Source organism: Erwinia sp. Leaf53, assembly GCF_001422605.1.
Taxonomy (GTDB): Bacteria; Pseudomonadota; Gammaproteobacteria; order Enterobacterales; family Enterobacteriaceae; genus Erwinia.
Genome location: NZ_LMLK01000001.1, coordinates 267,043 through 283,006, shown reverse-complemented (window position 1 = coordinate 283,006; position 15,964 = coordinate 267,043). Strand labels below are relative to the sequence as shown.

The window sequence follows — 15,964 nt, the reverse complement described above, 5'->3', positions numbered from 1 at the left end:
CATGGATATGGAAACCACCGTAATGGAGCTGATTATTCACGCCGGTGAAGCGCGCTCCTGCTCGATGCAGGCGCTGCGTGCCGCCCGCGGCTATGACTGGCAGGAGGCGGACGCGCAGCTGACCGCCGCCTCGGTCGCCGCCAAAGCGGCCCATAAGATTCAGACCGCGCTGATCGGGGCTGATGAAGGGGTCGGCAAGATCCCCGTCAACCTGATACTGGTTCATGCACAGGATCATCTGATGAACGCCATGCTGTGCCGCGAGCTGGCAGAAGAGATCATCCTTCTGCATCGCGAGGTGCAGGCGCTGAAGCAGGCGCAGTAATCCACGCGGGGCGAGCGTATCGCCCCGAACTGAATCCGCGCTGGCAGGAAACGGCCAGCCACCACCAAGCAAGGAGTTAATGATGCAATACGGCAAGTTAGCGCCCTTCCCGGACGGTTTTTTATGGGGAGCCTCCACCTCGGCCTACCAGGTTGAGGGGGCATCAACCCTGGACGGTAAAGGCCCCTCGGTCATCGACAAGGCCAGCTTTGACCCGCGCCTGACCGATTTCACCGTCACCAGCGATCACTACCACCGCTTCGCTGAGGATGTGGCACTGTTCGCTGAGCTGGGCCTGAAAACCTACCGCCTTTCGATCTCCTGGAGCCGCCTGTTCCCTGAGGGCACCGGCGAGCTGAACGCCAGAGGCGTAGAGTTTTATCAGAAACTGCTGACTGCGCTGACCGATCGCGGCATAGAGCCGCTGGTCACGCTCTACCACTTTGACCTGCCGTGGGCGCTGCAGGAGAAAGGCGGCTGGTCCGATCCGGCCACCATCGACGCCTTCGAACACTTTGCCCGCACCTGCTTTGAACTGTACGGCGACCGGGTCAGGTACTGGCTGACCATCAACGAACAGAACATCATGATCCTCAAAGGTGACGTCATCGGCACGCTGCCTGCCGGCACCAAAGATCCGCACAAAACCCTGTATCAGCAGAACCACCATATGATGCTGGCGCAGGCGCGGGCGATGATCGCCTGCCACCAGATGCTGCCTGCAGCGAAAATCGGCCCGGCGCCGAATATCTCCTGTGTCTACCCGGCCAGCTGCAAACCCGCCGACGTGCTGGCGGCAAACAACTTTACCTCGATCCGCAACTGGCTGTATCTCGACCTCGCCTGCCACGGCCGCTACAACACCATCGCCTGGCGCTTTATGCAGGAGAAAGGCTGGCTGCCGACCATCACCGACGCCGAGATGGCGCTGCTGAAGCAGGCTAAGCCGGACTTTATCGCCTTTAACTACTATGCGTCGGCCACCGTGGCCGCTGAAGTGAGTGAAGGAGAAGGCGACCAGCGGCCCGATCAGCAGATGGCCGGTATTGATGCCAGCGTCTACGTCGGCACCAATAACCCGAACCTGAAGAAAAACCAGTTTAACTGGTACGTCGATCCGGTCGGCTTCCGCATCACCGCCCGCGAGATCTACGATCGCTATCACCTGCCGCTGATCGTCACCGAAAACGGTCTCGGCGCTTACGATGAGCTGGAAGCAGGGAATAAGGTCTATGACGACTACCGCATCGCCTACCTCAGCGACCATCTGCAGCAGCTGCAGCTGGCGATCAGCGACGGCGTAGAGATCTTCGGCTACTGCCCGTGGTCGGCGATCGACCTGGTCAGCACCCATCAGGGGATCAGCAAGCGCTACGGCTTTATCTACGTCAACCGCGACGAGCACGATCTGAAAGATCTGGCGCGCTACCGCAAGAAAAGCTTCAGCTGGTACCAACGAGCGATCGCCACCAACGGCGCGGACCTGAACAAAGAGATCGAATACTGATGCACCGGGGCTTAACCGCCCCGCTACTTACGCTGGCGGAACGCCGTTACTGTCCGCTCTGAGACCTTCAGCCCGGCACCGGCGGCAACGCCAGCGATGTCACGGCAATTTTTGCCGTATTGACGACGTTGTTAATCTCACCAGTCAGAATAAAGGAAAGGGTTATGTCACAGCAGTTACCAAAAGATTTTCTGTGGGGCGGCGCGGTTGCGGCGCATCAGGTTGAAGGCGGCTGGAACGAAGGCGGCAAAGGGCCGAGCATCGTTGACGTGCTCTCCGGCGGCGCGCACGGCGTGGATCGGGTGATCACCGACGGCATCGACCCGGCGCACCACTACCCCAACCACCTGGCGGTGGATTTCTACCATCGCTATAAAGAAGATATCGCGCTGTTCGCCGAGATGGGCTTTAAGTGCTTCCGTACCTCGATTAACTGGACGCGCATCTTCCCGAACGGCGACGAACAGCAGCCGAATGAAGCGGGCCTGCAGTTCTACGACGATCTGTTCGACGAGCTGCTGAAGTACAACATTGAACCGGTGATCACCCTCTCCCACTTCGAGATGCCGCAGCACCTGGTAAAAGAGTACGGCGGCTGGCTGAACCGTAAAGTGGTCGACTTCTTTGTGCGCTACAGCGAGGTGGTACTGAAACGCTACCAGCACAAGGTGAAGTACTGGATGACCTTTAACGAGATCAACAACCAGCGTAACTGGCGCTACCCGCTGTTCGGCTACTGCAACTCAGGCGTGATCTTCAACGACCACGAGAAGCCGGAGCAGGCGATGTACCAGGTGCTGCACCACCAGTTCGTGGCCAGCGCCCAGGTGGTCAAACTCGGCCATCAGATCAACCCGAACCTGCAGATCGGCTGTATGCTGGCGATCGTGCCGCTCTACCCGTGGTCGTGCCACCCGGACGACGTGATGTTTGCCCAGGAGTCGATGCGCGAACGTTACCTGTTCGGCGACGTGCACCTGCGCGGCTACTACCCGTCCTACATCCTGAAAGAGTGGCAGCGCAAGGGCTACAACATTGAGATGCAGCCGGGCGATGAGCAGGCGCTGCGCGAGGGCTGCGCCGACTACCTCGGCTTCAGCTACTACATGAGTAATGCGGTGCAGTACTCGGCGAAGGACAGCGACGGCGGCCGCCATATCGAAGGCTTCCTCGGCAGCCGGCCAAATCCGCACGTTAAAGCCTCCGACTGGGGCTGGCAGATTGACCCGGTAGGCCTGCGCTATACGCTGAACGCCTTCTATGAGCGCTACCAGAAGCCGATGTTTATCGTTGAAAACGGCTTTGGTGCCTACGATACGGTGGAGGCCGACGGCCAGATCAACGATGACTACCGCATCGCCTACCTGCAGGCGCATATCGAGCAGATGAAGATCGCGGTGCTGGAAGATGGCGTCGATCTGATGGGCTACACGCCGTGGGGCTGCCTTGACTGCGTCTCCTTTACCACCGGCCAGTACAACAAGCGTTACGGCTTTATCCACGTGGATAAAAACGACGATGGCAGCGGCACGATGGCCCGTTCGAAGAAGAAAAGCTTCGGCTGGTATCAGCGGGTGATCGCCAGCAACGGCGCGGAGCTGTAAGCCGTTTACCCGCCCTGCGCCGGTCACGTTCTGGCGCAGATTAACTGAAAAGACAGCCGCATCCTGCGGCTGTCTTTTTTGCATTGATGCTGTCCGGTGCTGCTCACCGGAGAGCGACGCGGCCGCAGGGCCAACAGAAATTCAGGCGTTTACGATTGTCCGCCAGATGCGAACGGGTTAATTAATGGAACCGTACATAAAAACAGCAACCCCTGAACATTAGCCCAAAGGAGCATGCAGAATGCGCATCAGTCACCCCGTCCTGCCCACGGCCCTGAGCGAAAAGGTGCTGGAGAAACTGGGTATGACCCATTACCCGGCAGCAGATCGCCAGGGTCTTTACGCTCTGTATCAGGTCTGTAGCCGCCATATTCCCTACGATAATCTGCGCCGGCGCATCCAGCTTGCCGCACGGCCGGCCGAGCTGCCGCCGCTGATTGCTCCCGAGCGTTTTTTTACCGACTGGCTGAGCGACGGCGTAGGTGGCACCTGCTGGGAGTTTCAGGCCGCGCTGCACGCTCTGCTCAGCGACTGCGGTTTTACCCTGCGCTACGCGATGTCGACGGTACAGATGCCGGGGCAGGAAGGATCGCTCTATTATCACGGCACGCTGATTGCCGACGTGGACGACCAGCCGCTGATTTTTGACCCGCCGCTGATGCTCGGTGAGCCGCTGCCGTTAAAACCTCACTCGCTGGACCATCCGCTGTGGCAAAGCGGCGTGCATTTTAGCGACGGCAGCTGGTGCATCACCTGGCGACCGCTGGGCCGTCCGCCGGTCGACTGCCGCCTGTACCACCTGAACGCCTCCGCCGAGGAGGTGCTGGACCAGCGTGAAACCCTGCGCCACCTCGACTACAGCCACTTTTTCGCCTCAACGCTGATTCGCGCGCTGCATGCCGACTCGATTAGCGGCATTGTTAAAGGCGAGTATATCGTGCGCCACGCGGACGGCCATGAAACCCGTCGCCCGCTATCCCACAGCCAGCAGCAGCGGCTGCTCACCGAAGAGTTCGGCATCAGCGAACGGCTGGCGGTGCAGGTGCCGGCGGGGTAAGAGGCGTTCGGCAAACCTGCACGCATCCTCCTGCCACTCTTCTCTACTGCCGGTAACGCTGCCGGACAGCCCCTGAAGATTACCGGCTCACTGACTGAGGCCCGATGCTGTAAATCGGCAGTATCAGGCCAGATGCCGCTGCACAAGCCGCAGGGTGCGCCGCCGGATCACGCCGCTGACCGGGCGGATGACTGCCCAGTAGCAGGCGAAACGAGCTTTAAGCCGGGGGGTTGGACAGTGAACAAAAAGAGCGGCTGGAATTGACAGTAGCATTGTTTCACGTAGGATCTGAACTGAGCGAGAAGCTAACTGCATTAGGGTGCAATAGTTAGTGGAAGAACCCCACAGTATCCCTAAATTCTGTGTCAGGGTGAAACCTCAACACCTTAGCCTGGAGGTGTAAAACATACAGGCATTAAAAAACCGCCTTCTGAACACGGCGGTTTTTTAATGCCTTTTATACAGCAGATGCCCCTGTCGGTGCTTGTTAAGGCTTTTAGCGCTGGTGTGAAAAATTCCACAACACTCTCCCATCCCAGGGAGCAACGACAGCGAGCATTTGTTGCTTCTGCTGATATGTTCCGATGAACATATACCTTGCCATCTCATCGTCATACAAGGTTTCCCAAATCTCAAAGGGATGCGCTAACGTATCCAAAGCGAGCAAAACATAACGCTCACGGGCATCCAGCCTCTTTTCCACGATATGCCTCAGGTTGCTTCTGGCAATATTCATGCTGCCAATTGGCGTACTTTTAGAGACAGCCTGCATGCTGGGATCAACAAAACCCATGTGGAACTCGAGTAATTCGACGGCCCCTCCGACACTATTCGCAGCCTGGATTTCAGGTAGGGGATCCCGGCGATTTTCACTGATGAGTTCCCTGAGGTCGGGCAGCATCAGCTCTTTAAAGGTGGGCAAATGACTGATGGCTCTGGCCATGATTACCTTTTCTTTGACCAGCAAATTCCGAATGATTAGATGAGCTTGTCCCTCATCGTGAGCACCAAACAGCTTGCCAGCCAAAAAAACAGGCCGTTATGCCAATCATGCGACTATTCAGTCTGCGCCATATCTCACCCCTTTTTCCCCGCCGATTTACCAATTGAGCGGTGCAGATCCTGGATGCGCTTCATCGACTTCATGGTTTTCTGCGGTGCGCCGGAGGCCACCGACATCACCAGCATTTCCAGGCACAGCAGCACCGTGCCGTGCAGCGGCACCTTGCCGTTTTCACCGCCGCGCGGCACGGCGATCACCGTGTGCGCCTCGCGGCTGAAGCGCGAGTCCGGGGCGTTGGTCAGCAGGATCGCCGGAATGCCCAGCCGTCGCGCTTCGGCCAGGGTGGTCAGCCCTTCGCGGTGCGCTGATTTCTGCCCCATCATGATCAGCACGTCACCGCGTTGCAGGTAGAGCAGCTGCTCGGCCAGCAGAATACCGGTGCGGTTAAGCGAAAAGGCCGGCGTGCCGATGCGGGTAAACAGCCGCGCCGTATAGTCCGCGAGGACGCCGGAAGCCCCGATGCCAAACACCGCCACCTGGCGCGCCTCGGCCAGCAGCGCCACCGCCTGCGCCATCGCCGCGCGGTTGCGCGGTTCGCTTAGCGCTTCGCAGGCGCGCAGGTGCCCTTCCACTACGAACTCAATGCTGGCATTGACGTCGCTGGCCAGCGCGCCGAGGGTGGTATCCATCTTTTCCGCCGAGTTGACCGCCGGGCCCAGCCAGCGCTCGATGGTCTGTTTCAGGTCACGCAGCCCGGCAAAGCCGAGCGTCTGAATGGCGCGGATCACCGTGGCGTCCGAACACCGGGTGGCCGCCGCAATCTCCATCGCGGTGTGCTCCAGCACCACCTCACGATGCTCATTGATGTAGCTGACCACCGCGTACAGGCGCGGCGTCAGCAGGTGCGCGCGGGCGCGAAAGCGTTCGCCAAACAGATCGACGCGGCGGCGTGAGGCGTGCGGCAGGCTCATGGTTCCCCCTGCCTTTCCGGCAGCGTGCGGCCGGACAGATGGGACTGCACCTGGGCCACCAGCAGCCCCAGCGCGGCAAACGAGTTGGAAATCACCTCATCGCGCGACAGCAGGACGTAATGCCCCTGGCGGCAGGCCTGCAGGAACTCGCAGAAGCCCGGCATCACCCGGTTCATATCGGCAATTTCGTCCGCCGGCTTACCGCCGGTATCCGCCCGCCAGGTGTCAAACACAAAGTCGGCGTCCAGCTCCGGCAGCTGCTCGGCGCTGACGTCGATGCGGCCGCCGTCGGGGATCGCATCAACCAGCGGCGGGAAGCGGAAGCCGGCGTCGCGCAGCACCCGCCCCAGCGAATGGTAGCTGTGGTGCACGGTAATCTTGCCGTTGTTGGCCTGGATCACCGACACGGTCATCTTTTGCGTGTCCACCACGTGGCGCAGCTGCTTAATCTGCTCCTGATAGCGGCGTTCAAGGATCGCCAGCCGCGCCCGGGTGTCGGTCAGTTCCGCCAGCTTCGCGTAGATGCGCGGCGCACCGCCGAGCAGGTGATCGATGCTGACCGTCGGTGCGATCTTCTCCAGCTGTTCGATCGGCGTGTTGCGCCCCGGTTCGGTGATGATCAGGTCGGGTCTGGCCGCCGCCACTGCCTCAATATCGATATCGGCGGTGCCGATAAAGCGGATCGGCGAGTTATCAAAATCAACGCCGGTCAGTAATCCGCTGGAGCGCAAAAAATGGCTGCCGTCCGGACGGGTGCGGCCGTGGCTGGCCACCGGCATCACCCCCAGCTCAATCAGCGGAATGGTGATATCCAGATCGTGCAGCGACACGATCCGCTGCGGGTGCAGCGGCACCTGCACCGTGCGGCCCAGATCGTCGGTAAAGGCGCGGGTGGCCTGGCCCGGGGCGCGGTCAGCCCGCGCCGCGCCGGCATCGGTAGCGGGGGCAGAAGCGGCCTGAGCTGGTGTTTTGCCCGCTGATTCGCCCGCAGCAGAGGCTGGCGCGTTGGCCGCTGGTACGTTCGCAGCCGCAGAGGCATCCACACCGGGTGCTGTGGTCTGCGCAGCAACTGCCGCCGTGGCGATCGTGGTAGCGCCGCTCAGCAGCAGCGCGGTTAACAGAGTTCGCATAGGGTTCCTTATCACATCAGAGTGCGTCACGGCGACGCCAGAGCAGCAGCAGGAAAAAGGGCGCGCCGATCAGCGCCATCACAATACCGGCCGGGATTTGTAACGGCGCAAACGCCAGCCGCCCGACGCTGTCGGCCAGCAGCACCAGCAGCGCCCCGATCAGCGCGCTGCCGCACAGCAGCGCCACCTGGCCACCGCGCAGCAGCAGACGGGCGATATGCGGGGCGATCAGCCCGACAAAACCCAGGCTGCCGACGCAGGAGACGCTGGCGGCAGTGAGCAGCACCGGGGCAGTAAAGCGCACCCACGCCAGCCGGCGCAGCCGCACGCCCAGCCCGCTGGCCGTACTATCGCCGAGCAGCGCCACATCGGCCGCGCGGGCGGTGAAAAACAGGATCGCCGCCGCCGGCAGCGCCCAGCCGGCGGCCAGCCCCAGCAGTGGCCAGGTGGCCGCGTGCAGGCTGCCCGCCAGCCACATCAGCGCGGTCTGCACGTCACGCACGTCGGCGGTGGTGATAAACACCCCGGTGGCGGCGGCAAACAGCCACGAGACGCCAATGCCGATCAGGATAAAGCGCGGCCGCGAGATATCCCGCGCCAGCGCCACCACCAGCAGCGCCACCAGCAGCCCGCCGGCCATCCCCGCCAGCGGCCGCCACAGCAGGCTGGCGGCCGGAAACAGCAGCACCAGCGTCAGCACCACCGCGCTGGTGCCCTCCTTAACGCCGATCAGTCCCGGGTCGGCCAGCCCGTTACGGGCGATCGACTGCATCGCCGCCCCGGCCATGCCCAGCATCGCGCCACACAGCAGCGCCATCAGCAGGCGCGGCAGGCGGATGTCCCACACAATATAGTGCTGCTCTGCGGCCAGCGACTGCGGATAAAACAGCGCCCGGCCGATGGCGGAGGCGGGCACCGGCAGCGATCCCTGGGTCAGGCTGGCCGCCAGCAGCATCAGCGCCAGCCCGGCCAGCCCTGCGCCCGCCAGCAGCAGACGCGGGCGCAGCAGCAGGCTGTAGCGGCCCAGCCGCAGGTGACGGAACCCGGCCCGACGTTCAGAGGCGATCATTTAAAAGTCCTTGCGGCGATCAGGATAAACACCGGCGCGCCCACCAGCGCGGTCATAATCCCGGTGGCCAGCTCCTGCGGGGCCAGCAGCGTGCGTGCGGCGATATCCGCCAGCAGCAGCAGCAGCGCCCCGGCCAGCGCCGAGAGGGGCAGCACCACGCGCAGATCGTTGCCCACCGCACGCCGCACCAGCTGCGGCACCACCAGGCCGATAAAGCCCACCGGCCCGGCCAGCGATACTGCGGCACCGCACAGCAGCGCGGCGGCCAGCAGCGCGATAAAACGGGTGCGCGCCACCGGTACCCCCAGGCCACTGGCGGAGCGATCGCCCAGTGCCAGCATATTCAGCCGCGGGGCGATCGCCAGCGCCAGCAGCACGCCGGTCAGCGCAGGGATAGCGGCCGCAGCGGCGGCGGGCCAGCGCTGGCCGGCGAGGTCGCCCGCCAGCCAGGTGCGCATCGCCAGCAGCGTCTGCTCATCGAGGATCAGCACCGCCGCGGCGATCGCCGAGGCAAAGGCCGACAGCGCCACTCCGCACAGCGTGACCTTGAGCGGCGTCAGCCCGCTGCGCCCGGCGGAGGCCAGCAGCATCACCAGCGCAAACAGCGCACCGCCCCCGGCGGCGGCCACCAGCGGCCGCAGGCCGAACAGCCCGCTGCCGCTGAGACCGAGCGCGCTGCTCAGCACCACCGCCAGCGCCGCCCCGGCGTTCAGCCCCAGCAGGTGCGGTTCACCCAGCGGATTGCGCACCACCGCCTGCAGCAGCACGCCGGCCACGCCGAGCGCCGCGCCGGTCAACAGCGCGGCCACCAGCCGCAGCAGGCGCAGATCGACGATGACCCGATGGTCAAAGTTACGCGGCTGATAGTCGAACAGCGCCTGCAGCACCGTCGCGGGGCCGATGCTGCGGGCACCGATGCCGAGATGGAAAACCACCGCCAGCAGCAGCAGGCCGAGCAGGCTCAGGGTGCTCAGCGCCGCGCGCGCCCGGCGGCGCAGCTGCGCCGTCTGCAGCGGGTTCATCCGGCGCTACCCTGGCGCTGCGGGAACGGAATAAAGAACGGTTTCTGCGTCAGCGGGTTGACCGCCGTCTGCACCTGCACGTCAAACACCGCCTCAATCAGTTCGGCACTGCAGGTCTCACCTTCGGCCACCACGGCATGCAGCCGCCCGGCTTTCAGAAACACCAGCCGATCGGCATAGTTAACCGCAAAGTTCATATCGTGCAGCACCACCACCACCGTGCGGCCATGCTCACGGGTCAGCGTCTGCAACAGTTCGAGGATCTCCACCTGATAGCGCAGATCGAGGTACGTGGTCGGTTCATCAAGCAGGATGGTATCGGTCTGCTGCGCCAGCGCCATGGCAATCCAGCAGCGCTGGCGCTGCCCGCCGGAGAGACTCTCGACCGGCAGGTGCGCCAGCGCGTCGGTGTCGGTCAGGCGCAGCGCCTCGGCCACCGCCTGCTGGTCGGCGTCCGACCACTGGCGCATAAAGCCCTGCCACGGATAGCGCCCACGGGAGACCAGCTCAAACACCGTCAGCCCGTCCGGCAGCAGCGGCGTCTGCGGCAGCATGCCGAGCCGGCGGGCGATCTCACGGGTCGGCTGCTGATGAATGGCTTTACCGTCCAGCCGCACGCTGCCGCCCAGCGGCAGCAGCATGCGCGCGATGGTGCTCAGCAGGGTGGACTTGCCACAGCCGTTGGCCCCGGCCAGCACGGTCATTTTCCCCTGCGGAATGGTCAGGCTGACGCCATCCACCACCACCTGGCGGCCATAGCCGACGGACAGGCGATCGATAACGATCCCCTGCTCTGACGGCAGCGCCGCGTGACCTGCTCCGTTTTCCTGCCGTTGTAACATGACCCGCTCCTGCACCGGCTTCGGCCATTAGCTCAGCCTGACCGCCCGCACATTAAATAAAAATAACTCTCATTCGTCTTCACGATCATGCGGAGTTAACATGTAGTAGTCAAGCGGCGTATTGTTTTACTACATCGCGATTATTTCGATGAAAAAAACCCTAAAAAAGCAAAGGAATTAACCTTATTAAATATATAAAAATCATAATGTTAAATGCAAAATATTAATTTTAAACCCGGGTTATTTCGCGACGTAGTCAACCGCTAAAATTTTTGCGTATTTTACGTTTACTACTACATAGCTACATGTTTGAATGATTCTCAATTACATGTCTGGCGGCACCCATCGCGTTAACGGACAGAGCAGCGGCCACGCCGCTAACCGGGCAATGATGACTTTAGCTCTGCCTCTGCGGGCAGGATCGGACAGTTTGCGGGAATCAAAATAATGACAGAGTTAACATCTGCTATTTCGGGGAAAAAAGGGCGTGCGCTGTTTTCAGCGCTGTTTATTGGCGCACTAAGCGTGCCGGCTGCAGGTGCAGCACAGACTGCGGATGCGGCGGCCATCCTCAATGCCAGTAATGCCAGTAATGCCAGGACAAGCATCAACACTACCAGCAACGCCAGCAATACCGGTGACACCAGCAGCAAAACCGGCGGCGGCAAGACCAGCGACAGCGATACCGGCAACGCCAACAAAGCCGGCAACAGCAACAGCAACAGCAACAGCAGCAGTGAAACCGGCAGCATCACCGTAACAGGTAAAACCGCTGACGCCAGCCGCACGATGACCAGTGGCTATCAGCCGCTGAATACCAGCACAGCCACGCTGACCACGATGCCGCTGCTCGATGTGCCGCAGGTGGTCAATACCGTCAGCGACCGGGTGATTGCCGACCAGCACGCCACTACGCTTGACGAGGTGTTAAACAACGTCAGCAACGTGGTACAGACCAACACGCTGGGCGGCACCCAGGACGCCTTTGTACGCCGTGGTTTCGGCAGCAACCGCGACGGTTCGGTGCTGACCAACGGCCTGAAAACCGTGCTGCCGCGCAGCTTTAACGCCTCGGTAGAGCGTGTGGAAGTCCTGAAAGGACCGGCCTCAACGCTGTACGGTATTCTCGACCCCGGCGGGCTGATCAACGTGATCACCAAACGCCCGCAGCAGACTTTCAGCGGTTCGATCCAGGGCACCTCGACCAGCTTTGGCGGCGGCAACGGCGCGCTGGACGTCACCGGCCCGATCGCCGGCACCAGCCTGGCCTACCGGCTGATCGGCTCGGTGCAGGATGAGGACTACTGGCGCAACTTCGGCAAGGAGCGCAGCAGCTTCTTCGCGCCGTCGCTGACCTGGTTTGGCGATGACGCCACCATCAACGTTGCTTACTCGCACCGCAACTACAGCACGCCGTTCGATCGCGGCACCATCTTCGATCTGAACACCGGTCACGCGGTCAACGTCAGCCGCGAAACGCGCTTTGATGAGGCATACAACATCACCACCGGCGAATCGCACCTGGCCCAGCTGAACGGCGAATACCGCCTCAACAACCAGTGGACGGCGAAGTTTGACTACAGCTTCAGCCAGGATAAGTACGGCGATAATCAAGCGCGGGTAATGGCCTATGACGCCGCCACCGGCAACCTGACCCGCCGCGTGGATGCCACGCAAAGCTCCACCCAGCAGCAGCACGCCGCACGCTTCGATCTGCAGGGCAACGTGGTGATCGGCGGGCTGTATAACGAGATCCTCACCGGCGTGGCCTACGAGTACTACGACCTGCTGCGCACCGATATGATCCGCTGTAAGAACGTGAAAGATTTCAATATTTACCACCCGTCTTACGGCTCCACCGGCAAATGCACCAGCGTCTCCGCCGCCGACAGCGATCAGCGCATCCGCCAGGTGAGCTACTCCGGCTACGTGCAGGACGCGCTGTACCTGACAGATCAGTGGATTGCGGTGGCGGCGATGCGCTACCAGTACTTTACCGAGTTCGCCGGCAAGGGCCGCCCGTTCAATACCAATACCGACAGCAGCGACAGCCAGTGGGTGCCAAAGCTGGGGCTGGTGTATAAAGCGACGCCAAACGTATCGCTGTTTGCCAACGTCTCGCGCTCGTTTATGCCGCAGTATTCGATTGCCAGCTACATCGGCGAGCTACCGCCGGAGACCGCTACCGCCTATGAGGCCGGTGCCAAGTTCGATCTGTTTGATGGCGTGACCGGCAATATCACGCTGTTCAACATCGATAAAAACCACGTGTTGTATAACGACACGGTAAACGGTGAAACGGTGGCAAAAACCGCCGGTAAGGTGCGTTCCCGCGGTGTGGAAGTTGATCTCGCCGGGCGGCTGACCGATAACGTCAATCTGATCGCCAGCTACGGCTATACCGATGCCAAAGTGATGGAAGACCCGGATTACCAGGGCAAGATGCTGCCCAACGTGCCGCGCCACACCGGTTCACTGTTCATGACCTATGACTTCAACAACGTCTGGGACGGCAATACGCTGACCGTCGGTGGTGGCGGCCATGCGGTGAGCCGTCGCTCCGGCAACAACGGCGAGGACTATTCGTTGCAGGGTTACGCGGTAGCGGATGCCTTTGCCGCTTACAAGATCAAGACGCAGTATCCGGTGACGCTGCAGGTGAACGTGAAGAATCTGTTCGACAAGACCTACTACACCTCATCGATCGCCACCAATAACCTCTCTAACCAGATTGGCGACCCGCGCGAGGTACAGTTTACGGTGAAGATGGACTTCTGATCCGCCTGCCCCCTTCCTGGCACCTGCGTTGCTGCTTTAAGGGCATCGCTTTTTCAATTGGTGCCGGGTTCGGCCGTTGGCGACAGAACGCCGGGACGCCGTTAATTTTTTAAAGCCCCAAAATCCGGGCTTTAAAAAATAATCCATCCATGGAGGCTCGGACGGCGCATCCTTGCGCCGTACGCCCGGCTAACCTGCCCGCCAACGGCCTCCCTGCCAGCAATTGCGTAGCTGTTAAGGACATCGCTTTTCGCCTGGGTACTGAAGTCTAAAAAGTGGTTACTGTCTGGTCTGGTTTGGTTTAGTCTGATTTGGTCTTAAAACAGCGACGCAAAAAAATAGCAGGCAATCGGGGTTTATCCGGATAAGCGGACCTTCGGGCACACGGACGTGCCCGGCAGAGCCCAGGGATGTTACTGGCGTGTCCGCGTTCCGGATAAACCCCGATTAGCCAGGCACCGGCACCTGAAGCGACCCGGCCCAAAGCCACTCCCCGATAAGCCCGCCCCTGTCTTCAAAGCGACTATGCCCTTAGCCCTTAGCCCTTAGCCCCCTTCTGCTATAATCAGTCATAACTAAACATTATCCTATCGGCAATTAATGCCGGATTTAGTGGAAAAAGAGATAACCAATTCGTAATAAGAATAATTATCAAACCTATTTAAAAAACAGAAAGATTTATATTTAAATAAAAAATTAACCTAACAAAATCAGTTAATTGAAAATTAGTTAAAGAAAAATAGCCTTTGCTATACTTACAGGGTTTTTATTTTAAAAAGATGCGTGCATAATGCGCAGAAATCACCTGTGACCAACAGCCAAAAATAAATTAAGGAGTCATTATGCTGACCAATGAAATGACCGCAAAACTGAACGACCAGCTGAACCTCGAATTCTACTCTGCCAACCTCTACCTGCAGATGAGCGCCTGGTGCACCGATAAAGGCTTTGACGGTGCCGCCGCCTTTATGCGTGAACACTCCCGTGAAGAGATGCAGCATATGCAGCGTCTGTTCGGCTACCTGAGCGACACCGGCGCAATGCCGGTACTGGGCACCATCGACGCCCCACCGGTGACCTTCAACTCGCTGCACGAAGTACTGGACCTGGCCTATCAGCACGAACAGCTGATCACCGGAAAAATTAACGAACTGGCTCATGCTGCCATTACCACCCAGGACTACTCCACCTTCAACTTCCTGCAGTGGTATGTTGCCGAACAGCATGAAGAAGAGAAGCTGTTCAAATCGGTGCTGGATAAACTGGCGCTGGTCGGTAACAGTGGCCAGGCGCTGTTCTTTGTGGACAAAGATCTGAAAGATCTGAGCGCCAATACCCACAGCCACCAGGCGTAATCTCCCGCCCGATCGCTGAAAAAAAACGCCTGATGTGCTGCATCAGGCGTTTTTTTATGGCTGAAAACGGAGAGCGCTGCTGCAGAAAATGCACAGGGCTCCCCTTATACGCTTACTTTGTTGGCTTCAGCGTCACCCAGTATCCCGGCTGATAAGCGATCGGCAGGAACTTCTCGTGGAACTCGCGGAAGGTGGCGTCCGGATCGATATCCTTGAACAGCTCCGGGTGCAGCCATTTGGCGATCGCCTGGATAGCGACAAACTGGTATGGGCTGTCGTAGAACTGGTGCCAGATGGCGTGCGCGTTGCCGTTAGTGGCAACCGGCAGCGTGCTGAAGGCCGGACGGGCCATCAGCGCGGTCAGACGTTGGGTGGCAACGGTCAGATCGGCACCTGGCCCTACGCCCACCCAGCCGCCGGCGGTGTTGTAGTTCTTCCAGTTAGCGCCGGTGACGATCGCAACGTCAGGACGGGCGGCGATAATCTGCTCCGGGTTCAGGGTGCCAAAGGTGCCGGGGATCAGACCCTTTGCGATGTTGATGCCGCCAGCCACTTCCACCATACGGCCAAAGTTTTCGTCGCCAAACGACATGCAGCACTCTTCGGTGTAGCCACCGGCGCGATCGAGCATCACCTTCGGACGCTTGCCGTGGAAATCCTTCAGCCGGTCGGTGACGATGTCGATCTGCTTTTTGCGGAAGGCGATAATCTCTTCCGCCCGCTGCGGTTTGCCCACCAGCTGGCCCATAATGCGGATGCTTTTCTCCGCGTTCTCAAACGGCTTTTCGCGGAAGTCGATAAACACCACCGGAATGCCGAGCTTGTCGAGCTTCTCGGTCAGCTTAGACTCGTCGGTGGCCGCTTTGGACTCCAGGTTCATCAACACCAGGTCCGGCTTCAGGGTCAGCGCCTGTTCCACGTTAAAGGTGCCGTCTTTGGCACCGCCGAAGGTCGGCAGCTTTTTAATCTGCGGATACTTTTTAGCGTAGATCTCATAGCTGTCGAAATCCGCCTTAGGCAGATCGTCGCGCCAGCCGACCACGCGCTGGAACGGCGCGTCGGTATCAAAAGCGGCCAGCAGATAGATCTGCCGCCCTTCGCCGAGGATCACCCGCTTCACTTCGGATTTGATTTCAACCTTACGCCCGCTGACGTCTTCCACCGTAAACGGTGCCGCCAGCAGTGAAGCAGAGGCGCACAGCCCCGCCACCAGAATTAACGCTTTACCCCAGATCGTCATAGCTACCCCACAAGGACAATGATTATTATTCTCAGAAAAATCGTGCCCCGGCATGCTACGT

At 60.3% G+C, this 15,964-nt stretch carries 13 protein-coding genes; 6 read left to right on the top strand and 7 right to left on the bottom strand.

Annotated features, from left to right (window positions below; genetic code table 11):
• Position 1 precedes the first annotated feature (1 nt).
• From ASF13_RS01245 to ASF13_RS01230, 4 genes are all read left to right on the top strand, one after another.
• Positions 2–325: a PTS lactose/cellobiose transporter subunit IIA gene (locus tag ASF13_RS01245; RefSeq protein WP_056231582.1), complete on the top strand. Its 324-nt coding sequence runs from the start codon at positions 2–4 to the stop codon at positions 323–325.
• A gap of 82 nt (positions 326–407) precedes the next feature.
• Complete coding sequence (locus ASF13_RS01240) at positions 408–1,832, top strand: glycoside hydrolase family 1 protein (RefSeq protein ID WP_056231579.1); 1,425 nt, start codon at positions 408–410, stop codon at positions 1,830–1,832.
• Positions 1,833–1,996: 164 nt separating this feature from the next.
• Positions 1,997–3,436 carry a 6-phospho-beta-glucosidase gene (locus ASF13_RS01235; protein ID WP_056231576.1) on the top strand — a complete coding sequence of 480 codons (1,440 nt, stop codon included), beginning with the start codon at positions 1,997–1,999 and terminating at the stop codon, positions 3,434–3,436.
• Between the two features lie 241 nt (positions 3,437–3,677).
• Positions 3,678–4,493, top strand: coding sequence for an arylamine N-acetyltransferase (locus ASF13_RS01230; protein ID WP_056231573.1), 816 nt, complete (start codon positions 3,678–3,680; stop codon positions 4,491–4,493).
• 496 nt (positions 4,494–4,989) lie between these two features.
• Here the strand turns inward: ASF13_RS01230 and ASF13_RS24605 are convergent, their stop codons facing one another.
• The 6 genes from ASF13_RS24605 to ASF13_RS01200 all read right to left on the bottom strand — a co-directional run bounded on the left by ASF13_RS24605 (position 4,990) and on the right by ASF13_RS01200 (position 10,530).
• Positions 4,990–5,436: a PBECR2 nuclease fold domain-containing protein gene (locus tag ASF13_RS24605; RefSeq protein WP_235514921.1), complete on the bottom strand. Its 447-nt coding sequence runs from the start codon at positions 5,434–5,436 to the stop codon at positions 4,990–4,992.
• 134 nt (positions 5,437–5,570) lie between these two features.
• Positions 5,571–6,467 carry a MurR/RpiR family transcriptional regulator gene (locus ASF13_RS01220; protein ID WP_056231570.1) on the bottom strand — a complete coding sequence of 299 codons (897 nt, stop codon included), beginning with the start codon at positions 6,465–6,467 and terminating at the stop codon, positions 5,571–5,573.
• A complete protein-coding gene (locus tag ASF13_RS01215) occupies positions 6,464–7,597 on the bottom strand; it encodes an ABC transporter substrate-binding protein (protein WP_235514920.1) in 1,134 nt (377 codons plus the stop codon). The genes ASF13_RS01220 and ASF13_RS01215 overlap by 4 nt, the downstream gene beginning before the upstream one ends.
• Before the next feature lie 16 nt (positions 7,598–7,613).
• Positions 7,614–8,666 (bottom strand): iron ABC transporter permease, encoded by a 1,053-nt coding sequence (locus tag ASF13_RS01210; protein WP_056231569.1) that lies wholly within the window; start codon positions 8,664–8,666, stop codon positions 7,614–7,616.
• Entirely contained in the window at positions 8,663–9,688 is a 1,026-nt protein-coding gene (locus tag ASF13_RS01205) for an iron ABC transporter permease (protein ID WP_056231566.1), read from the bottom strand. The genes ASF13_RS01210 and ASF13_RS01205 overlap by 4 nt, the downstream gene beginning before the upstream one ends.
• Positions 9,685–10,530, bottom strand: a complete 846-nt coding sequence (locus tag ASF13_RS01200) for an ABC transporter ATP-binding protein (protein WP_056231565.1) — start codon at positions 10,528–10,530, stop codon at positions 9,685–9,687. The genes ASF13_RS01205 and ASF13_RS01200 overlap by 4 nt, the downstream gene beginning before the upstream one ends.
• Positions 10,531–10,977: 447 nt before the next feature.
• Here ASF13_RS01200 and ASF13_RS01195 point away from each other — a divergent pair, with 447 nt between their 5' ends.
• Both ASF13_RS01195 and ftnA read left to right on the top strand, forming a co-directional pair.
• Complete coding sequence (locus ASF13_RS01195) at positions 10,978–13,308, top strand: TonB-dependent siderophore receptor (protein ID WP_056231563.1); 2,331 nt, start codon at positions 10,978–10,980, stop codon at positions 13,306–13,308.
• Positions 13,309–14,150: 842 nt separating this feature from the next.
• Positions 14,151–14,663, top strand: a complete 513-nt coding sequence (gene ftnA / locus ASF13_RS01190; RefSeq protein ID WP_056231562.1) for a non-heme ferritin — start codon at positions 14,151–14,153, stop codon at positions 14,661–14,663.
• A gap of 112 nt (positions 14,664–14,775) precedes the next feature.
• Here ftnA and ASF13_RS01185 read toward each other — a convergent pair whose 3' ends face one another.
• Positions 14,776–15,903, bottom strand: a complete 1,128-nt coding sequence (locus tag ASF13_RS01185) for an ABC transporter substrate-binding protein (RefSeq protein ID WP_056231559.1) — start codon at positions 15,901–15,903, stop codon at positions 14,776–14,778.
• Between the last annotated feature and the right edge of the window lie 61 nt (positions 15,904–15,964).

What these genes read in the sequence shown, in the direction of transcription:
- ASF13_RS01245 (WP_056231582.1), top strand. Translation starts at nt 2, where the DNA reads ATGGATATGGAAACCACCGTAATGGAGCTGATTATTCACGCCGGTGAA.
- ASF13_RS01240 (WP_056231579.1), top strand. Translation starts at nt 408, where the DNA reads ATGCAATACGGCAAGTTAGCGCCCTTCCCGGACGGTTTTTTATGGGGA.
- ASF13_RS01235 (WP_056231576.1), top strand. Translation starts at nt 1,997, where the DNA reads ATGTCACAGCAGTTACCAAAAGATTTTCTGTGGGGCGGCGCGGTTGCG.
- ASF13_RS01230 (WP_056231573.1), top strand. Translation starts at nt 3,678, where the DNA reads ATGCGCATCAGTCACCCCGTCCTGCCCACGGCCCTGAGCGAAAAGGTG.
- ASF13_RS24605 (WP_235514921.1), bottom strand. Translation starts at nt 5,436, where the DNA reads ATGGCCAGAGCCATCAGTCATTTGCCCACCTTTAAAGAGCTGATGCTG.
- ASF13_RS01220 (WP_056231570.1), bottom strand. Translation starts at nt 6,467, where the DNA reads ATGAGCCTGCCGCACGCCTCACGCCGCCGCGTCGATCTGTTTGGCGAA.
- ASF13_RS01215 (WP_235514920.1), bottom strand. Translation starts at nt 7,597, where the DNA reads ATGCGAACTCTGTTAACCGCGCTGCTGCTGAGCGGCGCTACCACGATC.
- ASF13_RS01210 (WP_056231569.1), bottom strand. Translation starts at nt 8,666, where the DNA reads ATGATCGCCTCTGAACGTCGGGCCGGGTTCCGTCACCTGCGGCTGGGC.
- ASF13_RS01205 (WP_056231566.1), bottom strand. Translation starts at nt 9,688, where the DNA reads ATGAACCCGCTGCAGACGGCGCAGCTGCGCCGCCGGGCGCGCGCGGCG.
- ASF13_RS01200 (WP_056231565.1), bottom strand. Translation starts at nt 10,530, where the DNA reads ATGTTACAACGGCAGGAAAACGGAGCAGGTCACGCGGCGCTGCCGTCA.
- ASF13_RS01195 (WP_056231563.1), top strand. Translation starts at nt 10,978, where the DNA reads ATGACAGAGTTAACATCTGCTATTTCGGGGAAAAAAGGGCGTGCGCTG.
- ftnA (WP_056231562.1), top strand. Translation starts at nt 14,151, where the DNA reads ATGCTGACCAATGAAATGACCGCAAAACTGAACGACCAGCTGAACCTC.
- ASF13_RS01185 (WP_056231559.1), bottom strand. Translation starts at nt 15,903, where the DNA reads ATGACGATCTGGGGTAAAGCGTTAATTCTGGTGGCGGGGCTGTGCGCC.